This is a genomic window from Lysinibacillus sp. FJAT-14222 (assembly GCF_001278875.1).
Taxonomy (GTDB): Bacteria; Bacillota; Bacilli; order Bacillales_A; family Planococcaceae; genus Lysinibacillus; species Lysinibacillus agricola.
In genome coordinates, this window is the sequence record NZ_LIYL01000038.1 from 94,376 (window position 1) to 115,527 (window position 21,152).

General features: G+C 38.0%; 18 protein-coding genes. 10 read left to right on the top strand and 8 right to left on the bottom strand.

Translation table 11 applies throughout. The features are described from left to right. Window positions 1-35 precede the first annotated feature (35 nt). From gerQ to hemQ, 3 genes are all read right to left on the bottom strand, one after another. Entirely contained in the window at window positions 36-377 is a 342-nt protein-coding gene (gene gerQ, locus AN161_RS16525; protein WP_082340155.1) for a spore coat protein GerQ, read from the bottom strand. 21 nt (window positions 378-398) lie between these two features. After that, entirely contained in the window at window positions 399-824 is a 426-nt protein-coding gene (locus AN161_RS16530) for a cell wall hydrolase (RefSeq protein WP_082340160.1), read from the bottom strand. A gap of 940 nt (window positions 825-1,764) precedes the next feature. Then, on the bottom strand, window positions 1,765-2,514 hold the full coding sequence (hemQ, locus tag AN161_RS16540) for a hydrogen peroxide-dependent heme synthase (protein WP_053595444.1): 750 nt from the start codon (window positions 2,512-2,514) through the stop codon (window positions 1,765-1,767). Between the two features lie 157 nt (window positions 2,515-2,671). Between hemQ and AN161_RS16545 the strand changes: the two genes are divergently transcribed. Then, a complete protein-coding gene (locus tag AN161_RS16545) occupies window positions 2,672-3,505 on the top strand; it encodes a lipoate--protein ligase family protein (protein ID WP_053595445.1) in 834 nt (277 codons plus the stop codon). 43 nt (window positions 3,506-3,548) lie between these two features. Here AN161_RS16545 and AN161_RS16550 read toward each other — a convergent pair whose 3' ends face one another. Then, entirely contained in the window at window positions 3,549-4,199 is a 651-nt protein-coding gene (locus AN161_RS16550) for an RsfA family transcriptional regulator (RefSeq protein WP_053595446.1), read from the bottom strand. A gap of 450 nt (window positions 4,200-4,649) precedes the next feature. Here AN161_RS16550 and AN161_RS16555 point away from each other — a divergent pair, with 450 nt between their 5' ends. From AN161_RS16555 to AN161_RS16570, 4 genes are all read left to right on the top strand, one after another. Then, window positions 4,650-4,874 carry a DUF1450 domain-containing protein gene (locus AN161_RS16555; RefSeq protein WP_049667962.1) on the top strand — a complete coding sequence of 75 codons (225 nt, stop codon included), beginning with the start codon at window positions 4,650-4,652 and terminating at the stop codon, window positions 4,872-4,874. A gap of 864 nt (window positions 4,875-5,738) precedes the next feature. Then, window positions 5,739-5,996 (top strand): hypothetical protein, encoded by a 258-nt coding sequence (locus AN161_RS16560; protein ID WP_053595447.1) that lies wholly within the window; start codon window positions 5,739-5,741, stop codon window positions 5,994-5,996. Window positions 5,997-6,131: 135 nt separating this feature from the next. After that, window positions 6,132-7,445 carry an HD domain-containing protein gene (locus AN161_RS16565; RefSeq protein WP_053595465.1) on the top strand — a complete coding sequence of 438 codons (1,314 nt, stop codon included), beginning with the start codon at window positions 6,132-6,134 and terminating at the stop codon, window positions 7,443-7,445. A 501-nt stretch (window positions 7,446-7,946) separates the two neighbouring features. Continuing rightward, entirely contained in the window at window positions 7,947-13,175 is a 5,229-nt protein-coding gene (locus AN161_RS16570; RefSeq protein WP_053595448.1) for a collagen binding domain-containing protein, read from the top strand. A gap of 51 nt (window positions 13,176-13,226) precedes the next feature. Here the strand turns inward: AN161_RS16570 and AN161_RS16575 are convergent, their stop codons facing one another. Both AN161_RS16575 and AN161_RS16580 read right to left on the bottom strand, forming a co-directional pair. Further along, window positions 13,227-13,895 (bottom strand): class A sortase, encoded by a 669-nt coding sequence (locus AN161_RS16575; RefSeq protein WP_053595449.1) that lies wholly within the window; start codon window positions 13,893-13,895, stop codon window positions 13,227-13,229. A 324-nt stretch (window positions 13,896-14,219) separates the two neighbouring features. Beyond that, window positions 14,220-14,405, bottom strand: coding sequence for a 2-hydroxymuconate tautomerase (locus AN161_RS16580; RefSeq protein ID WP_053595450.1), 186 nt, complete (start codon window positions 14,403-14,405; stop codon window positions 14,220-14,222). An 83-nt stretch (window positions 14,406-14,488) separates the two neighbouring features. On the opposite strand from AN161_RS16580, the gene AN161_RS16585 reads away from it, so the two are divergent. Both AN161_RS16585 and AN161_RS16590 read left to right on the top strand, forming a co-directional pair. Further along, window positions 14,489-14,671, top strand: a complete 183-nt coding sequence (locus AN161_RS16585; protein WP_053595451.1) for a hypothetical protein — start codon at window positions 14,489-14,491, stop codon at window positions 14,669-14,671. Between the two features lie 124 nt (window positions 14,672-14,795). Next, window positions 14,796-15,311, top strand: coding sequence for a YwhD family protein (locus AN161_RS16590; protein WP_053595452.1), 516 nt, complete (start codon window positions 14,796-14,798; stop codon window positions 15,309-15,311). Window positions 15,312-15,655: 344 nt separating this feature from the next. Here AN161_RS16590 and AN161_RS16595 read toward each other — a convergent pair whose 3' ends face one another. After that, window positions 15,656-17,710 (bottom strand): PBP1A family penicillin-binding protein, encoded by a 2,055-nt coding sequence (locus AN161_RS16595; RefSeq protein ID WP_053595453.1) that lies wholly within the window; start codon window positions 17,708-17,710, stop codon window positions 15,656-15,658. Between the two features lie 565 nt (window positions 17,711-18,275). Between AN161_RS16595 and speB the strand changes: the two genes are divergently transcribed. Continuing rightward, complete coding sequence (gene speB / locus AN161_RS16600; protein ID WP_053595454.1) at window positions 18,276-19,148, top strand: agmatinase; 873 nt, start codon at window positions 18,276-18,278, stop codon at window positions 19,146-19,148. A 136-nt stretch (window positions 19,149-19,284) separates the two neighbouring features. Here the strand turns inward: speB and AN161_RS16605 are convergent, their stop codons facing one another. Further along, entirely contained in the window at window positions 19,285-20,001 is a 717-nt protein-coding gene (locus AN161_RS16605; RefSeq protein WP_053595455.1) for a 3-ketoacyl-ACP reductase, read from the bottom strand. A 164-nt stretch (window positions 20,002-20,165) separates the two neighbouring features. Between AN161_RS16605 and AN161_RS16610 the strand changes: the two genes are divergently transcribed. Continuing rightward, window positions 20,166-20,549: a helix-turn-helix domain-containing protein gene (locus AN161_RS16610; RefSeq protein WP_053595456.1), complete on the top strand. Its 384-nt coding sequence runs from the start codon at window positions 20,166-20,168 to the stop codon at window positions 20,547-20,549. A 164-nt stretch (window positions 20,550-20,713) separates the two neighbouring features. Next, window positions 20,714-20,908 (top strand): hypothetical protein, encoded by a 195-nt coding sequence (locus tag AN161_RS16615; RefSeq protein ID WP_053595457.1) that lies wholly within the window; start codon window positions 20,714-20,716, stop codon window positions 20,906-20,908. Window positions 20,909-21,152: the final 244 nt, after the last annotated feature.

Consider the following 21,152-nt stretch of genomic DNA (forward strand, 5'->3'; position numbering starts at 1 on the left):
TATTGTTTTGAGAACTTTGAGTTAGCCCATTTCAATTATGGATTTTGGTTAAAATAAGACATTTCCTCATCATATTCAGCAAAATCAAAGTAAATCATTGGGAATAGGAAACGATGATTCGATTTGAGTTCACGTAAAATAACATGGTCTCGACCAGCAGCTTCTACAACGCCTCGCACAGTTTTCGTGTTTTTGCCTTGCTCAACCGCGTGCTCGAAGGAAAAATGGAAGGTAGCGGGTTTTCCGCGATTCAAACGCAAAATATTTTCAATATACGATTGCTCCCGTCCAGGTGGTCGTGCTCCAGTCGTCTGTGGAGGCATTACCTGTGGAGGCATTTGTTGTTGCGTTGTCGGTGTCCAATAATAAGGCATCATAAATTTTCAACCTTCTTTCTTTTAGATTTGAGGACAATCTTCTTCAGTTGGCGAGAAAAAGCAATGCGCTTTGAATCTTCCCGTGTTCCATTGACCGTACCATTGTGCAGGACAATCTCCCCCAGGTCTGAAAAACCATAGCGAACGAGTTGCTGGATGGAATCTTTCACCTTGAATAACTCTCCTTGCTAATCTAACGTCTTGATCACGTGCTCGTTGAAAAAAGTAGCCTTGTGTTGTTGCTTCAAAGCCTCCAGGACGCTGAAAAACCATTTGTTCAATTGTCCGAACATCAGTAAAATCTAAACAATCTGCTCGTACACGATTGACGCCAACATTGCCGACCATCAGCATACCTAAATCTCCATCGCCTTCTGCCTCGGCGCGCATAAGCCTTGCTAATAGGGATGTTTGTGCATCATTCGTCTTTATAACAGCGATTTTCATTCCTCCTCGCAGACAGTATATGCATGAAGGTATTGTAGACATGTTCAATTTTGATGAAAGAAATTCACATTATAAAAATGCTGAGCATATATTAATAATGACGAGTAGTTTGTAAAAGAGGAGAAAATCCTTTATATAATTTTTAGAAAGAATGGGTAAATAGAGAATAGAAAATATATTGGGGAATGTGAGATTGAAAATTGCATGTGTATTGAATACATGTGAGGTGACAGGGAATGGAGTTTGGTGTTTGGGTTGGTATTTTGTTGAGTGCTGTGCTGGCATTTTTGGTGGGGAGTTTTTACGGACAGCCTCTCCATTGGTATCTCTTTATATTAATAATCGTTATAGGTTTTTTTATCAATACGATTATATTAATTTTGAAAGTTAAGGATGAAAGGTCTTGAGGTACAATGCAGCCATATAAGAAAGTGTCATCGTAGTGGATGGCACTGAAAAAGTCGATTTGCCACAAAAAATGTGATGCAAATCGACTTTTTTAAGTTTCTAAATCCAATAAAAGACAGATTTGTAATATAAAAATGAATTTCTTTAGTTTTTCAGTGCCCTTCGTAGTGGATGGCGCTTTTTTATTTTTGTTAACTTTTTATGATTAAATAGCTAAATTTTTATGTTTTGCAAGTATATTGAAAATAAACTGTGGCATACTAACATGGAAAATTATTTTTGTCTTTCATGAAGGAGTGTTACAATGCGTATTTTTGGTATGTTTGTAGCAATTATCATAAGTGCATTCATGGCCATTGGTATAGCAGAATACTACCATCAGCCATATAATTGGTATTTAGTTTTCCTTATGATTCTAACTGGTTTTTTTATTCATATAATTATTTTAATATTGGAATCAGAGAACAGCGAAGAAAACGAATTCTAAAAAATGCGAGTCCGCTAGTATGGACTCGCATTTTTATATATTGGATTAGACAGTTAAGAATTTCACTAGTTTTTCTTGATCAAGAAGGTTACCAACGAAGAATGCACCGAACTCACCGTAGCGAGCTGAAACTTCATCAAAACGCATTTCATATACTAATTTTTTGAATTGTAGTACGTCATCTGCGAATAGTGTTACGCCCCATTCATGATCATCGAAGCCAACAGAACCAGTAATAATTTGTTTAACTTTACCAGCATAGCCACGACCAATCATACCGTGAGAACGCATTAGAGATTTGCGTTCGTCCATTGAAAGCATATACCAATTATCATCGCCTTGACGACGCTTATCCATTGGGTAGAAGCAAACATGCTTAGCACGTGGAAGTTCAGGGTATAGACGAGCACGCACATGTGGATTTTGGTATGGATCTTCGTCTGAATCGCCTGCTAAATAGTTAGAAAGCTCCACAACAGATACATATGAATATGTAGGAATTGTAAAATCAGCAATCGCTAATTTATTAAATTCAGCTTCAAGCTCTTGTAGCTCTTCCATTGTTTCACGTAATGTCATAATCATAAAGTCAGCTTTTTGACCAACGATTGCGTAAAATGCATGAGCACCTGTTTTAGCGACATCAGCCTCATTTAATTTTTCTAAATAAGCAATGAATTCTTCAACTGCTGCTTGGCGTTCCTCAGCAGAAACTAGTTTCCATGAAGCCCAGTCGATTGAGCGAAAATCATGTAAAGTGTACCAACCATCTAAAGTAATTGCTGCTTCATTCATTATTTAAAACACTCCTTTATAAGTGAATAACATTCAAATTTTAGTTTATCATAGTTTGTACAAAATCCCTAAGTTCATGATTGCATTTCACGAATTTGACACCTTCCATAGATAATGTATTCTAAAGAGAAGAGATGTAAATAGAGGAGTACCATTCATGAAAAGTATTTTACAACAGCCGATTTGGCGTTTTTACGATCAATCCATTAGCGCGAAGCAAAGATCGCCACTTGAATCCTTTGCAACAGACGATACTTTATGTCAGCTAGTTGGACAATTAGCCTCTCCACCAACTATTCGTACATGGGTGCATGATGCATCTGTTGTGCTCGGTATTCAGGATCACCGTTTACCATATGTGCAGCAGGGTATGGACTTGCTCAATACACGTGGCTATCATCCCATTGTGCGTAATTCAGGCGGACTAGCCGTTGTCCTTGATGAAGGCGTACTGAATATATCCATTGTTTTATCTGAGCAAACGGATGCGCTAAGCATTAATGATGGCTATGATGTAATGGTAGCTCTAGTAAAGGGATTATTCCCTGAAGTAGCGGATCAAATTGAAGCCTATGAAATTGTAGGTTCCTATTGCCCAGGCTCCTATGATTTAAGTATTGAAGGAAAGAAGTTTGCTGGTATTTCTCAGAGACGCTTACGCCAAGGGGTAGCAGTACAAATTTATTTATGTATTGAAGGAAGCGGTTCAGACCGAGCAGCACTCATTCGTGACTTTTATGAGGAAAGTCTAAGAGGAGAAGAAACAAAATTTACGTATCCTAACATTGTCCCTGATGTGATGGCGTCACTAGCAGAACTTGTTGATGCATCGTTAACAGTGGAAGATGTTGTTATTCGCTTACAGCAACTTCTTAACAATATGGCAGAAGAAATTCGAGTTGAGTCTTTTCATGATGAAGAATTAACGCTATATGGGTTCTATTTACAACGTATTTTAGAACGGAATACGAAAATGCTTGAACTAAAGTGATAGATGGTTTCTATAATTATTGACCAAAGAAAAAGCGATGCTGCTAACTAAGCACATCGCCATTTTCTTGTTGAAAAGGAGTACTACTTACAACAAGATTTCCGTTTTTCTCCATTTTAAAAACAGGTGCAACTCGTTCTTCCTCTTCATCTAGTGTTACTAGTCGTCTAGCACGGTTCATAATTTGTACAAATTGCTCGTAATCTTTTCGAATAGCTCTATTTTCCTCTTCTAGCTGAGTAATTGTCTTCTCTAGTTTTTTATTTTTCTCAGATGTTACGTGCACTAGCTGTCTCCATTTTGAAGACTCATTGCCTACTTCACCAGAGTGCTGTAAACGTAATAAATAGGCTATGACAATATCAAGAGATAATGCAGATAGAGGAATTGATCTGCCTTCTGCGCCACTATTATTGACTGTAAACATACTAGAAGCACGGCGTCTAGCTGGAGCTCCCAACACTCGCATTCTTTCTTTTCTTTCTTTTTTGGCTTCTGCTAATTGCTCCTCGAATTCTTTGCGAACGACAGCATTCCAACGGAAACCACATGCAGCAGCAGTACGGTTTAAAGCATCACCAGCTTCTTCAAAGGCATTTAACTGGGTACTACCCTCCGTTACATGGCGAATTACCGCCTCTGCTAATAATTCATCGTTTTCTTCTAACCAAGCATCTTGTCTTACTTTACTCATATTAAAATCCTCCCACCTTTATTTGGAACTTTTTATTTACAACTAGCATGACCAATCTTTTAACCTTTTATTCATCTATGTGGAAGGAATTTTGCTTGAATACAAGGTGAAAAGTGCGATACAATACCGGATGTAGGTTTGTACGTATGCTACATACTTAAATATGTGAAGATCATACGTTCAATAGAAGCGATTTTTAGACATCCGCCGGAGGCTTTAGGCCAACACGATGTTGGTCACTCAGTCGTTGCCACAGGACGTGGCGTTCTTAGACTGAGTTCCTTTATTTCAGCGGATGTTTGGACACCCGCTGAAAAGTGATTTAAAACCGCATTCATCTCACCACCTATAGAGGTGGGAGACTTTTGTAGCTGACGCTTTGCTTTAGCTACAAAAGACATTTGCTGAAAGAAGTTAAAAAAATACTAAATAGAAAGGGTTGTTGACAAAATGGCAAACGAATTTAAAGTTTGCGATGAATGTCAGGCCGTTAACTTAAAAACGTTAATTCCAAAATTAAAGGAAATCGATCCTGATGCAACCATCGAAATTGGCTGTCATTCTTACTGTGGCCCAGGTCGTAAAAAAACATTTACCTTTGTAAATAGCCGCCCTGTTGCTGCACTAACGGAAGAAGAACTAATGGAAAAGGTTTTAGCAAAGTTAAAGAAATAAGTTAAACAAAATGCTATCTTCACTAGTCTAGTTGAAGATAGTTTTTGTTTTTTTTTGTAGAGTTTAATATCTACGGAAAGAAGAGGCAAAGTGGCGGATAGAATCAACGAAGCGACGGAAAGAAGAGTCAAAGCGAAGGATAGTCAACGAAGCGACGGAAAGAAGGGTCAAAGTGACGGATAGAATCAACGAAGCGCTGGAAAGAAGAGTCAAAGCGACGGATAGTCATTGAAGCGGCGAAAAGAAGAGACAAAGTGACGGATAGAACCAACGAAGCGACGAATAGAAGGGGCAAAACGAAGGATAGAACGAACGAAGTGACGGAAAGAAGAGTCAAATCGACGGAAAGTCAACGAAGCGACGGATAGAAGAGTCAAAGCGAAGGATAGTTAACGAAGCGACGGATAGAAGAGTCAAAGCGAAGGATAGTTAACGAAGCGACGGAAAGAAGGGGCAAAGCGAAGGATAGAACGAACGAAGTGACGGAAAGAAGAGGCAAAACGACGGAAAGTCAACGAAGCGACGGAAAGAAGGGTCAAAGCGACGGATAGAATCAACGAAGTGACGGATAGAAGAGTCAAAGCGAAGGATAGTTAACGAAGCGACGGAAAGAAGGGGCAAAGCGAAGGATAGAACGAACGAAGCGACGGAAAGAAGGGGCAAAGCGAAGGATAGAACGAACGAAGTGACGGAAAGAAGAGGCAAAACGACGGAAAGAAGGGTCAAAGCGACGGATAGAATCAACGAAGTGACGGAAAGCAGAGACAAAGCGACGGAAAGTCAACGAAGCGACGGAAAGAAGGGTCAAAGCGACGGATAGAATCAACGATCGGTAGAAAGCAGAGACAAAGCGACGGATAGTCATTGAAGCGCCGAAAAGAAAAGGCAAAGCGACGGATAGAACCATCGAAGCGACGGAAAGAAGAGGCAAAGCGACGAATAGTCAACGAAGCGACGGAAAGCAGAGACAAAGCGAAGGATAGAATCAACGAAGCGACGGAAAGAAGAGACAAAGCGAAGGATAGAATCAGCGAAGCGAAGCGACTCATCGGACGCCCCCGGGAAAGCGCTCAGTCGGAACGGAAATCAACCCCACGTTTTGATGATGAACCTGGAAATTAGGTCAATAGAATCCTAAATTAAGGCGAGAATACATTGAGTTAGGTTGATAGTCTCTATAATTAAAGTGAAATATGTATGCTAGTCCTACATTTATCGCATATAATAGAACAAATAGGAAACGGGGGTGCTGTACAATTGACACACTATGCAAAAGCTAAATTACAAGAGGAAAAAGTATTCAAGGACCCAGTGCATCGCTATGTGCATGTACGGGATCAAGTGATTTGGGATTTAGTTGGGACGAGAGAATTTCAGCGATTACGCCGAATTCGCCAGCTCGGTACAACGTTTTTAGTATTCCATGGAGCAGAGCATAGCCGCTTTAGTCACTCACTTGGTGTGTACGAAATTGTACGCCGCATAGTAGATGATATATTTGCAGGTCGTCCTGAATGGGATGAGGATGAACGACTTCTTGTGCTTTGTGCAGCCCTATTACACGATTTAGGGCATGGGCCATTTTCGCATGCTTTTGAAAATGTCTTTGAGCTTGATCATGAATTTTACACAAGACAAATTTTGGTCGGCGATACAGAAGTGAATGCAGTATTAAAAAAAGTATCGGCTGATTTCCCCGAGAAAGTATCACAGGTAATTGAAAAAACATATCCAAATAAGCAGGTTGTCAGTTTAATATCTAGTCAAATCGACGCTGATCGTATGGATTACCTACAGCGCGATGCATATTTCACTGGCGTAAGCTATGGCCATTTTGATATGGAACGTATTTTAAGAGTGATGCGCCCACGAAAAAATCAGGTCGTTATTAAGGCGACAGGCATGCATGCGGTAGAGGATTATATAATGAGCCGCTATCAAATGTACCTACAAATTTATTTCCACCCAGTATCTCGCAGTGCGGAGGTTATTTTAAATAATATTTTAAAACGCGCTAAGCAATTAAGCATAGCTGGCTACAAGTTTAAGCACGAGCCTACACACTTTTTAGCATTTTTCCGCAACTCCATTACGCTTGAGGACTATCTTGCATTAGATGAGAGTATTCTTTTTACATATTTTCAGCTTTGGATGCAAGAGGAAGATACTATTTTGAGTGACTTAAGTCGCCGTTTCGTCAATCGAAAGCTATTTCAGTACATCGATTTAGATCCAGGTGTAGAGCTAGACAAATATCAAAAGCTTCAAGAGCTCTTCAAGCAAGCAGATTTAAATCCAGAATATTATCTTGTCCATGATACGACGGCAGATTTACCTTATGATTTTTACCGCCCAGGGGAGGAAGAAGTACGCGTTCCTATTTTCCTAGAAATGAAAAATGGAGAGCTAAAAGAGCTATCTCGTGAATCTATTATTGTGGATTCTATTTCTGGCCGCATGAAGCGAGATCATAAAGTGTATTTCCCACTAGAATTCTTAGAGGACAACAGTACCCATTCCGATGTGAAGCAACAAATATTAACCTTGCTATATGGACGTGGGAAAAATTAAATAAAAAATTTTCCATGTATAAAACATGTATATAAAATAAGTAAAATGAATAGCTTTCCAACATACCTATGATGAAAAACAGTAAAAGTGCTCTATTTGAGTGATTTTTACTGTTTTTTTGTCGTTGTATAAAGATTAATGATGTGGAAATAATATAGAATTTTTTTGAATTGTGTAAATAAAAAGTCTGGAATTGTTTAGAATTTGTTCAGTAGTCTTTTTTATAATAAGACTAAAACCCTAAAGGGGGTGAGGTCTATTATTAAAGGCGTCACAAAAGTACTATGGATACATGCAAATTGTACATCTCACATACATAAGTCATCATGATTACCTATTCGTGAGTACTCAATAGAATGTATTCATTTATGACGACAAGCTAAATGAAGAAAAGAGGGACCAACCTTGTGTTTGTGGCATACTTTCCGACACTACGAAAAGATGCAACGTCGTCAGCAAACATCAACAGGTATCTCTCTGAACTTAGAAAAGGAGAGAAACATGCAAAAATTTAAAAAATTAAACATAGCAATAATCTTAATGCTACTCGTATTCCAAACCGTACTATCACCGATTTCAGTGTTTGCGAGTGAAGACATTTCTTCAACACCGTCGGAACAATCAGAAGTAACTGAACAACAAGCTGACATGGGACAACAAGTTGACACTGAACAACCTGACACAGATAGCGGGGACGAAGAATCTAGCGGTAATGCTAGTGATACAAATGAAGAGGAAAGTACTAATCAATCTCCTGAAAGCGATATAGGAGAAGAAATAAGTAAAGATGTAGACGAGGATAGTGAAGGTGAAGAAACAACAAATGATGACTCGGTGATATTGCCGTTGAATAAGGAGGAATTAGCTGCTCAACAAATTCCCGCTACTTTAACATCATTTGAAATGAAAATTAATGGTAAAACAGTTGAAAATGGTGGTTTTGGTACAGAGTTACCTAAAGATACATTAGCAAACTTTACTATTAAATTCTCTGTCCCTATGCAAAATGATCAAGAAGAAGCGTGGGGAGACGGTAGCTGGTTTGAATTCCAATTACCAAAATCATTAATTGACTTTGATGAAAAATTTAATGGTAGTAGAACAGTTGACGGTATCACATATACTTATACAACTACTGATAATAAAGTACGTGTAGAGTTAAATGGTATGACACCAGAATCAGCGAGTTCTCAACCAGAAGAATTGACAATTACATTCAATTCTGAATTTAATAATCTATCTGATGAAATTGAGCAAGAACTGGAAATTCCAGCAGTCACTGGTGGTAGTGATACAATTAAAGCTAAATTTACTTTCTTGCCATCAACTAGCAATAAAACAGTAAGCAAGTCAGAAGTAGGTACTCCTACACCAACAGCAAGCGGTAACCATGAGATGGAATGGCAAGTTTGGGTTAACGAAGCTGGTAAAACGTTAAATAATCCAAAACTAATAGATAATCCAACTCCGCTAGCAGGTTCACCATCACATGAAATTGTGGCTAATTCTGTTAATGTTTATCAATATGAAGTTGGTTTAAATGGTGTGAAAAATCAAACAGGCAATGGAACTCAGGTTATTGAAAATGGTGACTGGGGAAATATTGAAAGTAAGTTAACTGGTAAATACGCATATAAAATTACGTATAAAACGGCAGTATCATTAGATTCTGATAAGCGTGATGGTGAAGTTAAATTCAATAACACAGTTACATTTACTAATAATGGGCAAAGTGAAACTTCTAAACAAGCTACTCATACAATTACGTATGGTAAAGCGCTAGAAAAAAAGTTAGTCAGCAATACAAACTATAAAACAGAGTGGCGTATTGATTACAACCATAACCTGTTAAATATCGGTAAAGATAATGCAAAGATAACTGATACAATTACAGGCCCTCACGAAATTGACACATCAAGCATCAAAGTATATAAAATGAATGATGCAACTGGAAATGTAGTTAATGAAGTGTCGCAAGGTGAAGAGGTTAAAACAGGCTTTACTATTGATGGAGATGCTAAAACCTTCACACTAACATTTGATAGTGCTATTTTAGATGCATATACAATTGTTTATGATGCGAATTACAATAAACAAGATTTCTATGAAACAGAAGATGGTCCATTTAAGAACAGCGTGACAAGCGGTTCAGGTAAAACGAATAATAAGTCGTATGAACTAACTGAGAATTTACTAGAAAAATCACATAAAGTTGACTTTGATAAAAAAGTCATTACATGGACGATTGAGATTAAATCTGACAATCCTAAAAAACCGATTAACAACCTAACATTAACTGATACATTTACAGCAGATGATGCAGATGGTAAACATGAGTTAATAGCTAATTCTGTAAAGCTTAACGGTACAGATGCAAATTATACCCTTATTGAAAAAGGCTTTACAATCACAGATATTAACGTGCCTTCAGGTGAAACAGCAACTATAACTTATCAAACAAGCTTCGCAATTGATGATAATGGTGTAGTACAGAATCAAGGTTATGGTAATAAAGCTACTACAAAGTGGACAAGTGGTAAAGAAACATACGAAAAAACTGATACAGATAAGTATGTTCCGGATACAACTACAGTTAACAACGGTAGTAAATCAGGTAAGTTCGATTACGTAACACAGGAATTTACATGGGATGTAAAAGTTAATATTAATAAAAAAGATATTAATGGGGCCGTATTAGTTGATACAGTTGGAGATGGACATAAGTATGTACGAGGAACAATTGAAGTACTACCTTTAACTAATTTAGGTGGTAGTGATACAGGTGGGACAATTGGAACAAAACCGATTTCTTCAGATTATTATGATGTTAGTGACGAATCTGATAAAGGCTTTACCCTAACATTCAAGTCTTTATCAGAAGAAATAAACAACAAAGCATACGTTGTTCGTTATAAAACAATGGATGATGATAAAATTCTTGGTATCGGTTCAGATAATAAAAAAGAAGAAGGAAATGTTTATACGAATGGTGCCACATTTAAAACAAATGGTACTCAAGAGTTTACACTTGATTCAACTCCAGTAATAATTGATGGAGATGTTGCGAATAATTTAATTACGAAAAATACACCAACTCAAGATGCGGCTAAAGAATTAATTACTTGGACGTTAGATGTAAATAAATCTCATTCTGATTTAGGTAAAGAAGTAACATTAACAGACCTACCAGGTGACAACTTAATGTTATTAGAGAATAACATTAAAATAGCACCATATACGGTAACTCCAACAGGTATTACGAATGGGGCTTGGCAAACACCTGAGCAATTAGGATTGACTGTAACGTTTGATACAGTAGGTGGCTTTAGCATAGTATTCCCTGACCTAATTAATAAGGGCTATCAAGTACAGTATGAAACAGTAGGCTTTGGTAAGTTTAAGGATTCTTTGATAAACACAGCAACATTGAATTATACTGGTCAAACAATGGCTAACCAACAAACTGAAGACAAGTTTAATGGTAACTTTAACTTTAGTAGCTCAGAATCTAGCTTTACTTCAACACGAGGTAGCGCAAAATTCACAAAAGTTGGTATTGATTCAGCTACAGGTCAATTCAAAGAAAATTTAGCTGATGTTACATTCCAACTTATTAAAAAGACAGCAACGAATGAATATATCATTAAAACGGCTACGACAAATGAGAATGGTGAATTTACATTTGATAATGTAGCGTACAACGATTATTTCATTCGTGAAGTAGCAGCACCAATTGGCTACGATAAAATGGGAGATTATCCATTTAAGTTAGATGAAGATACTACACTAGATCGTAATCCAGATTTAGTAATGCAACTTGTAAATACAACACCAATAGTAGGTAGTGCGTGTACACAATTTGAAATTACTATCAATGATATTGATGGTAAGTCAATTACATCAGGCACAGTTACATTAATAGATAAAAATGGTTTAGAAACAGCACCATATACAGTAACAAATGGCAAAGTTACATTACCTAATAATTTCACAGCTGGTGAGTATACAGTAATTCATTCAGTTGAAGGTGATCTAGGTAGCGTTACAGTGAAATACGATGGTAAATGTAAAGATGTAATTCAACCAGCACCTAAGTGCGAAAACTTCACAATCGTGGTTGAAGATGAAGAAGGAAATATCCGTACAAATATTAAAGAGTTAACGTTAAAATCAGATACAACAGAAGTAAAGATATCATCTGATGCGTCAGGTAAGTTTATTTTTGAATCTAACAAAAATAATCCTGAAAATGGCGTAAAACCAGGTGAGTATACGGTGTACGAAGGTAACCAGTTCTTGGGTACAGTAACTTTAACGTACAAAGAAAAATGTGGGCATGAATTTATCGTTAAACAATTACCAAGATGCGAAAAGTTTGAATTAACTGTGAAAGATGTGGATGGTAATAAAATTACTGATGACACTACAATAATTGTTGTTAAAGATATTGAAGAGAAGGAAATCATTAACACAACAACTAAGACAGGCGTTATTGAATTAACTGATTTAGAACCAGGTACTTATACAGTTGAAGTGGATGGTGAAAAAATTGGTACCTTCCAAACCAATATCGAATGTGAAAAATCAGTTCAACCAGCACCAAAATGTGACCTATTCACAGTAACAGTGAAGGATGAAAATGGCAATCCACGTCCTAATGTAAGCAACATCACAATCAAAGATAAAACAGGAGCAACTATTGCTACAAACAAAACAACAAATGAATTAGGTCAAATTACTATTCCATCTGAAAATATTCCTTCAGGTGTGTACGATGTATATCAAGGAGACCTATTTATTGGTCAAATTACAGTTAAATATTCAGTTAATTGTGAAGCAGAAATATCAGCAGCACCTGCTTGTCCTACATTTACATTAACAGTACTAACTAAATTTGGAACGCCTAATGCGAATGCAAAGATAACAATAAAAGATGCTAAAGGTAATATTGTTAAAGGTGCAGACGACAATGGAGTTCTCACAACTAGTATTGCAGGAACGGTTGTATTACCAGATAAAGCTATTAAACAAGGTACGTACTATGTATATGAAGGAAATAGTTTAATTGGCTCATTTACTGTAAAAGATACATGCTCTGCAACAGTTAAACCTTCATCAACAGGTGGAGGCGGAGATGGCGGTGGCTGGACGCCTGATCCAGAAAAACCAGTTGTTCCAGAAAAACCAACACCAGATCCGGAGAAACCAGTTGATCCAAACAAACCAAATCCAGATCCGGAGAAACCGGTTGATCCAAACAAACCAAATCCAGATCCGGAGAAACCAGTTGATCCAGAAAAACCAACACCAGAACCAGAAAAACCGGTTGGTCCAGGAAAGCCAGTTGATCCAGAAAAGCCAGGTAACTCAACAACAGATCCAAAAAATCCAACAAATCCTGGAAAACCATCTGTACAAGAAGTCATTGATCAAGGGACAAACTTACCGCCATATAATTCTTCTACAACAAATACGAACACATTAGATGCGTATAAGGATTTCCTCAATAAGTACAACAGCTTATCAAAAGAGGAACAGGCAGAAGTAGCAAAATCTCTTGATATTGACAAAATCAAAGCAGACGCTGAAAAATTGGAAGCTCAATTAAAGGCGAAAGGCAAACTACCACAAACAGATGGAGCAAATCAAACAGCTCTTACACTAATTGGTGTAGCGCTCGTTCTAGGTGCGTTATTCTTATTGCGTCGTCGCAATACGGAAGTGAAATAATTTTCAATAAGAAAACCCCAAGATCATAAAAATCTTGGGGTTTTTCATATACTAAAAAGCTTCTGATAGCTTTGCAGGTGCTTCTTCAAATGGATATTGCTCGACAAAATCAGCTTGAATACCAAGTCTCTTTGTACCCTTATCAGCGCATGTAACGAGGGTTAAAACAGTTTTATCAGGGATATCATCGATAACATAAACATCTGTTGCAGAGATGATTTCCTTAGTCGTTATTTTGTACTCATAAATATTCGTTAAATCTGTTAAATAAATCGTATCTCCTATGCTCGCCTTGTATAAGGGGCTAAATAAAATATCTGTTTTCTCAAAGTAATGTCCTGCTAATGCGTAGTTTCCTTGTCCAAGCTTTTGATTAGGCTTCATGGTGCCTGCTCCAACGGCAAGGGAGGCGTTTCCGACTCCTTTAACGATGGGAAGTTTCATATCAACACTAGGAACAACGATATTACCAATGACAGGCATTTTATTTGCCGTTGTTTGAGCTTTTAAAACTTCCGCAATGGATAGGGATTGCACTGCTTCAAATTCGAAGTCGGCATCCGCATTGTTGTTCTTTTTAATATCTTCTGCGCTGTAATCAGTTGTATTTAATAGGTTACTCAAATGGGCGATAAGTGCATTTTGAATGGGATTAATAAAAATAAGTAAGAGGCCAATGATGAGCATACAAATGAGTAGTGTCAGTTTAAATTTTTTCATTTTATAGATCACATCCTAGTTGAAATTCCGGATTGCTAGTAGAACTGAAGACATCACCGGAAGCAGGCCGAGTTCCGCTGGTAGAACTGAAGACTTCCCGGAAGAAGATCAAATTCCGCCGCTAAAACCGCAAGAATCGCCGGTAACAGATTAAGTCTCGTCGCTAGAACCGAAGACATCGCTGGTAGTAGGTCATACTCAGCTGTTGGAACTAAATAAAATCGGCAATTATAGCTGATTAAACGTTATGTATCGCCAATGGGGACACTATATCATAATTATAAAAATGGGTAGAGCTTTAGGTTGCTCTACCCGTTATAATCTTTATTTATCGCTGAAGCGTACGCCTGCAACTCCAATATGGCTTTTTGGCATTTCTTCGATGAAAACTGTTACGTTTTCTGGTGGCGCGTCTACAGTACGAGAAACGGCTTCTGTTACTTCTTTGACTAGAGCACGTTTTTGTTCGTCTGTACGACCTTCAAGCATTTTCACTGTTACGTATGGCATAATATTGCCTCCTTTATAGAATAATGTTGTATAGTTAGTTTATCTCCATTCAGTAGAAGACTTCAACCTCTGAAGGTGGTAAGATGAATGCGGGCGTGATTCCTTTTCCGTGGGTGTCCAAACACCTACTGAATGAAGATAAAGCCTCCGCGGATGTCACGGATTTTGAAAGGAATGAATTGTGCGAGCACAATTCAAAATTCGGACGCATTGTTTATCTGTGCGATAGCGAAGCGACAGCAACAATTACGCCAAGGCGAAATTGATAAGAAAGTATAAACTTCTTACTTGTATTTAGGCATTTGCGCAATGCCAGTATCGCTTTCATTACGGCACCAATGCGCTTAACTATGCTTTACTTTATAATAGCAGAATGGAGGTAATTAAAGAATGTCAAATGAAGAAAAACCAAAACAAAAAATGGGCTTTACTATTATCAAAAATGACCCAACAGACGGACATAAGGGATTTGGTATCGGTTCGCTTTCACTTGAAAACGTATCGCCAGTCATTATCGATATAGAAGAGGGGACGGCATCAGTTGAGATCGGTGCAATGCATGCTCGCAGTGATGTGGAACGAGGTATTAAATTTACGAAAGATCGTGCTGATTCAGAGGGTGGAAAACCGTATTGGCTAGTATGGGTAACAATAGACCATAAAGAGGATGGACCTTACTATGCGGGTGTTACTGCGTGTGAAATGGTAGTCAATCGGGAAAAACGTCGTGGCTATAAAATTTTAGCTGATCATGTGAATAAAATGGATAAATCTATGAAGCGTCATATTATTGTAGAGCATATGGATGCACCATCCAAAAAAGTGTTAGCTTCTTTCTTAGAGGAGCTCAATCCGGAACTTTGGGTACGTAGTGAGGATCAATTACGTCAAGACTTATTTGTATAATAGACCTATAATGATTGAACAATCTGTGACATTTTGCAATCGCTTTCGATATAAGGTTGAAAGTGGGTTTGAAACAAAGTAAACTTGATTCAGAGCTTACATTTTAGTAAGCTAGGACACTTGGTTCTGCGAATGTGATGAGCGCTATGCGGCATTTGAACAACCCAAGCCGAATGCCCCATGATGCTCATCTACTTCGCGAACCATAAATAAGAAAAGCTTTCTGTTCCCACGGACACGGCTCCGGGGAAGAGAAAGCTTTTCTTTTTCGTATATATCTGTTACTTTGTCGAGAGCCTTCGCTTATTAAACGTGTGCAGCGGATAAAGGTTCCGCCTGATTAGTTATTTTTTAAAAATGGAGAATGGGAGCATGTTCCAAAATTCTCCCCACGTATTGCTATCGAGAATATCAAAGTTTGCGCATTTTTCAGTCGGTACATCCTTAGCATCTAAATACACGAGACGTTGTTTAGGGCAGGCATCTGTCGCCAACTTACCTGATTCAATATCGATGACTACACCCTTAACGTCTTTAGGCTTAGCAAAATCCTCGTTCTTTGTTCCTTTATTGACGGCCTCCATAAAATCGATCCATATTTGCTTTGTAGCTGCAGTATCTTCTTTTGCCGTTAGATTTTTTCCTTGGTCATAGCCGTTCCATACGCCAGCGGTTAAGCTAGGTGTAAATCCAATTAACCACTGATCGCTATTTGTAGAGCCAGATTTGGCTGCATACGTATGCGTCATACGAGAACGAATGCTAATCCCTGTAGCTGGAGAATAATCGCTAAATACAGGATCGAAAATACCTGTCATCATTTCTGTTAAGATATACGTATTTTCCTTTGAGAGAACTGGCTCAGCTTCGTTACTAACTTCTTTATTTTCGTAGATGACGTCACCATTAGCATTTTTAATAGAAACAATAGTAGTAGGAAGGGTTTTTTGACCCTGTGATGCTAAAATATTATAGGCATTCGTCATTTCATATAAAGTTGTTTCCGCCGTTCCTAGCGCGATGGATAGGTTGTCCTTAGTACCGATATTCACGTTGAAGCGATTAGCCATCTCGTGAAATGGTTTAAATCCAATCTCCTCTAAAGTTTTAACTGCGTAAATATTATCAGAAATAGCAATAGCCTGTGCCATAGACATATCATGGTTTGCAAATTCACCGTTAACATTTTTAGGTGAATATGTGGCACGTCCTTTATCATAAGTGAAAGTTGTTTCACCTACCTCTAAAAAAGTTAATGGTGTATAACCATTCTCTAAAGCTGCTGCATATAAAATAGGTTTAATGGTTGACCCTGGCTGACGTTTTGCTTGTGTAACTCTGTTAAATGAGCTTGTAGCATAGTCACGACCTCCGACTAGTGCTGTAACGGCACCTGTTTTTGATTCCATACTAACGAATGCAGCTTGGAGATCATTACCAGGCATATTTTTAGTTACCGCTTCTTCTGCTGCTTTTTGGTGTCCTAGATTAAGAGTTGTTTGGATGGTCCAGCCACCTTCACTAATGTCGAGATTTTTTGATTTCAAAATTTCACTAGCCTCTTGCCATGCTACGTCAAGGAAAAATGGCGCTACAGATTTTGTTGCTACCCAGCTATCATTCTTTAAGACAAGCTGTTCACTTTCTGCACGTGTTTTTTCATCTTGCGTAATAGCACCTTGATCGGTCATCAGTTTTAAAATAACGTGTTGGCGATTAGTTGCCTTATCTATATTGACAATAGGGGAGTAAATACTTGGCCCTTTTGGAACCCCAGTTAACATTGCTGCTTCCGCAAGTGTTAAATCTTTTGCAGATTTTCCATAATAAAATCGACTTGCAGCTTCTACGCCGTACATACCATGGCCGTAGTAAACAGTATTTAAGTAACCTTCCAGTATTTCATCCTTATCATAAAAAACTTCTAATCTATAAGCATACAGTGCTTCATTTAATTTTCGTGTCCACGATTTCTCATGTGAAAGATATAGATTCCGAGCATATTGTTGTGTAATTGTACTAGCTCCTTGAACCTTACTTCCAGCCTTAAGATCAACTAATAATGCACCAGCGATACGAGAAAAATCTAAACCGCCATGCTTATAAAAATCTTTATCCTCAACAGCTACTACTGCTTGCTTTAAATAGGGAGACATCTCATCAAGACTAACCCAGTAACGTCGTTCATTCGTAAAGTGATCCCCAATTTGGTTCTCATTTTCATCTAAGAAAATAGAGGCTTTAGGTACGGTTAAAGGCGGGGCACCAGCCACTTGAACATAGACGCGTAAAGCTATAAATGCTACTACAATTGCGGATGTAAAGGCGACAAAAAGGGTAAGTGCTTTACGTGTACGCTTTGAACGTTTTTGCTTACGTTGATAGCTTTTTCTCTTCATCCGACTTCACCTCGTTTTCTCACACTTGCGTATAGTATGTGTCTGAACAATCATCTTTAATCGAAATTCTAGGCAAAAACTATTGCACTTTATTCAAAAACATCTATACTTTTTTTGTACTGTTTGAAATGCTAGCATTCGACAAAAGAATGACACCTTGTAAATTTTAATCGAATTTTGCTAGACGTTCCAATAATTTATACGAGGATACAAGGATAGAGGTTTCATTACAATCCTGTAAGCCCTTAATAGAGTAATGGTAAAAGGTCCATCACTGAAAGTTAGGGATGACGTTTTGCTAAAACGTACCCTTGTGGATAAGTTGATCTTCGTTACGACTGGGCGACTCCTGGGGATTAGCAATAGGGGAACGAAGGCTAAAACCATCACATCCTGTGATAACGCCTTCGTGACCAACATCCTGTTGCCCCGACGCCCCCAGGAAGCTTTGCTCTGTGCGAAAGCGAAGCGGCAGCTACAAAGCGCCCAGTCGGTACGGAAATCAACCCTAAGTGATGCAAATGAATCTAATAGAATTAATTCTAATAAAAGTGGAGGTCGAGCAATGAGATTTGATGAAGCTTATTCAGGAAATGTTTTTATAAAAAGTCATCCTACATATGAGGATGCTCAGGCAGTCATTTATGGTATGCCAATGGACTGGACAGTTAGTTATCGTCCGGGTTCACGTTTTGGTCCGCAACGTATTCGTGAAGTATCGATTGGTCTAGAAGAATACAGCCCATATTTAGACCGTGAGCTAGAAGAAGTGAAATATTTTGATGCGGGAGATATACCTTTACCATTCGGCAACGCACAGCGCTCGTTAGATGAAATTGAAAAATTTATCGAAAAGCTGTTAGCGGATGGCAAGATTCCTGTCGGCATGGGTGGCGAGCATTTAGTATCATGGCCTGTAATGAAGGCTGTCTCAGCAAAATATGATGACCTAGCAATTATCCACTTCGATGCACATACAGACTTACGTGAAGAATATGAAGGGGAGCCACTTTCTCACTCAACGCCTATTCGTAAAATTGCTGAACATATCGGACCGAAAAATGTGTATTCATTTGGTATTCGTTCAGGTATGAAGGAAGAATTCGAATGGGCAAAGGAAAATGGCATGCACATTTCAAAATTTGAAGTGCTAGAGCCATTAAAAGAAGTATTACCGTCTTTAGCAGGACGTAATGTTTACGTGACGATTGATATTGATGTACTTGACCCAGCACATGCACCAGGCACGGGTACGGTAGATTGCGGAGGCATTACATCAAAAGAATTACTAGCGTCAATCCATGCGATCGCAGCAAGTGGTGTCAATGTAGTGGGCTTTGACCTAGTTGAGGTAGCACCAATCTACGACTCATCAGAAATGACAGCGAATACAGCTTCAAAACTATTAAGAGAAATGATATTGGGCTGGATAAAATAAGTAGGGTTTTCTAATGTTGATATAAAGTAGTTGGAGTGGGGGTAGCAATAAGCTAGCCCCATTTTCCTTATCGTTATAAAAAAAAGACGCCATCCCCAATACATCGGATAGCGTCTTGATATTTCGAATCGTTCTATTAAGGGTTCGTCGACCAAAGTCCAGCATGTTTTAAGACAACACGTGGATGAAGTTTTAACTGTGCAACCATTAAATCTGCTAAATCTTCTGCTTGCATCACTTTTTCTGGATTGCCGTCTGTTAAGTTTAGTTCAACAGCCATATCTGTAGCAACTGTACTTGGCGTTAATGTTGTAACGCGAATGTTTTTCTTACGCACTTCAAGCATTAATGATTCACTTAGTCCGATAACAGCAGCTTTTGAAGCCGAGTATGCGCTTGTAATTGGTGCACCTTTTTGACCAGCTGTTGAGGAGATATTAATGATGTCGCCTGTATTGCGCTCGATCATCTCCGGTAATACAGCGCGTGTTGTGTAATACACACCTTTTACGTTGACATCGATAATATTTGTCCATTCTTCAGGCGTTAAGTCCATGAAGCCACCGAATTTTGAAATACCAGCATTGTTTACTAAAATATCGATCGAGCCAAGCTCGCCGCGAATAGATTCAACGGCTGTAGTAATAGAGTCTAAATCCGCTACATTTGCCGCAGCAATGGCTACCTTCACATCATACTGTTTAAGTTCCTCTGCTACTTGTTGTAAATTTTCAAGCGTACGTCCAACAAGACCTACGTGAATACCTTCTTGCGCAAAAGCTACTGCTGTTGCGCGTCCAATTCCACGTCCTGCTCCTGTAATTAACGCCACTTTACCTGCGATTACTTGCATATTTTTCTCTCCTTTAAATAAGATCGTTTTATTTAGACGAAAAAATAGATTAAGATTTGTCTTTAAGACTAACCTCATTTTACTACGGTTTTCTACATTGTGAAGAGTGCACTTTTTTGTGCGGAGGTTACTAAAAGTTACTTATATGAAAGAGGGTTAGCTCTATGTCGGATAAATTAAGAGAAGAGATAAAAGAGAGAATAGTAAATAATGATTATCATTGTGAAAAAGAACTTACCTTATCGATTATTAGTGGGAAATGGAAAGTTGTTATTTTGTGGCATTTAGGTGTAGAAGGGCCGCATCGCTTCAGTGAGCTTCAAAGACTTTTTCCGAAAATATCTCATAAAATATTATCAAACCAATTACGTGAACTGATGGAAGATGGAATTGTTCATCGAGAAGTGTTTCCAGAAGTTCCTCCGAAAGTCGAATATTCAATGACTGAACTAGGGATGACGTTGTTACCAATCGTGGAGATGATGTATGAATGGGGAAAAAAGAGAATCAATCAAATTAAACAAGAAAGCAATAACGAGGTCATTTAGCTTGATTTAAATTGTCGGTGCTGTTTTTAAACAACTTTAAAATAGCAGATGGTACTTTATTTCATCGAGCCTAATTCAACTTCTTTATTTCTATACGCAAACTGAATAAGACGGCTGAACTTTCCGTAACCTTTAACGTCTTATTTTGTAAAAGAGGTGAAACAATGGGGGTTTGGTATTTCTTAATCTTATTTTTAGGGTTGTTTTTGATATTTAAAGGCCTATTTATGAAAAAACAATCTTTGCTAATTAAGAAAATTGGTATTGTGTTTGTAGGATTATTATGTATTTCATTCTCAATATTTATGTTTTCACCAGGAAGTGCAGAAATAATTTCTGATTTACTAAATTTGGAATAAGGGAAATCTAGGTAATATAATTAATTTTATAATGTGGGGCTAAAAGTGGGGAAGCGTAATGAGATCACTTTTAGCCCCACTTGCATTTGGCTAACATAATCATACCAGGCATCAAAAGCTATTGGGAGTTCCCGGACTTTCTTGGAAAAACAAGGCTCATTTACTAAACTGTACCCTATAAGATAGACACTTTGAAAAAAGTCTATCCTATTGGGTACTTTTGTTTATAATGAGAAAAAAGATG

Coding starts and splice junctions, on each gene's coding strand:
- AN161_RS16550 (WP_053595446.1), bottom strand. CDS start 4,199: ATGAGTAAAGTAAGACAAGATGCTTGGTTAGAAGAAAACGATGAATTA.
- AN161_RS16595 (WP_053595453.1), bottom strand. CDS start 17,710: ATGAAGAGAAAAAGCTATCAACGTAAGCAAAAACGTTCAAAGCGTACA.
- gerQ (WP_082340155.1), bottom strand. CDS start 377: ATGATGCCTTATTATTGGACACCGACAACGCAACAACAAATGCCTCCA.
- AN161_RS16610 (WP_053595456.1), top strand. CDS start 20,166: ATGTCGGATAAATTAAGAGAAGAGATAAAAGAGAGAATAGTAAATAAT.
- speB (WP_053595454.1), top strand. CDS start 18,276: ATGAGATTTGATGAAGCTTATTCAGGAAATGTTTTTATAAAAAGTCAT.
- AN161_RS16545 (WP_053595445.1), top strand. CDS start 2,672: ATGAAAAGTATTTTACAACAGCCGATTTGGCGTTTTTACGATCAATCC.
- AN161_RS16575 (WP_053595449.1), bottom strand. CDS start 13,895: ATGAAAAAATTTAAACTGACACTACTCATTTGTATGCTCATCATTGGC.
- hemQ (WP_053595444.1), bottom strand. CDS start 2,514: ATGAATGAAGCAGCAATTACTTTAGATGGTTGGTACACTTTACATGAT.
- AN161_RS16580 (WP_053595450.1), bottom strand. CDS start 14,405: ATGCCATACGTAACAGTGAAAATGCTTGAAGGTCGTACAGACGAACAA.
- AN161_RS16605 (WP_053595455.1), bottom strand. CDS start 20,001: ATGCAAGTAATCGCAGGTAAAGTGGCGTTAATTACAGGAGCAGGACGT.
- AN161_RS16570 (WP_053595448.1), top strand. CDS start 7,947: ATGCAAAAATTTAAAAAATTAAACATAGCAATAATCTTAATGCTACTC.
- AN161_RS16555 (WP_049667962.1), top strand. CDS start 4,650: ATGGCAAACGAATTTAAAGTTTGCGATGAATGTCAGGCCGTTAACTTA.
- AN161_RS16590 (WP_053595452.1), top strand. CDS start 14,796: ATGTCAAATGAAGAAAAACCAAAACAAAAAATGGGCTTTACTATTATC.
- AN161_RS16615 (WP_053595457.1), top strand. CDS start 20,714: ATGGGGGTTTGGTATTTCTTAATCTTATTTTTAGGGTTGTTTTTGATA.
- AN161_RS16585 (WP_053595451.1), top strand. CDS start 14,489: ATGAATGCGGGCGTGATTCCTTTTCCGTGGGTGTCCAAACACCTACTG.
- AN161_RS16530 (WP_082340160.1), bottom strand. CDS start 824: ATGAAAATCGCTGTTATAAAGACGAATGATGCACAAACATCCCTATTA.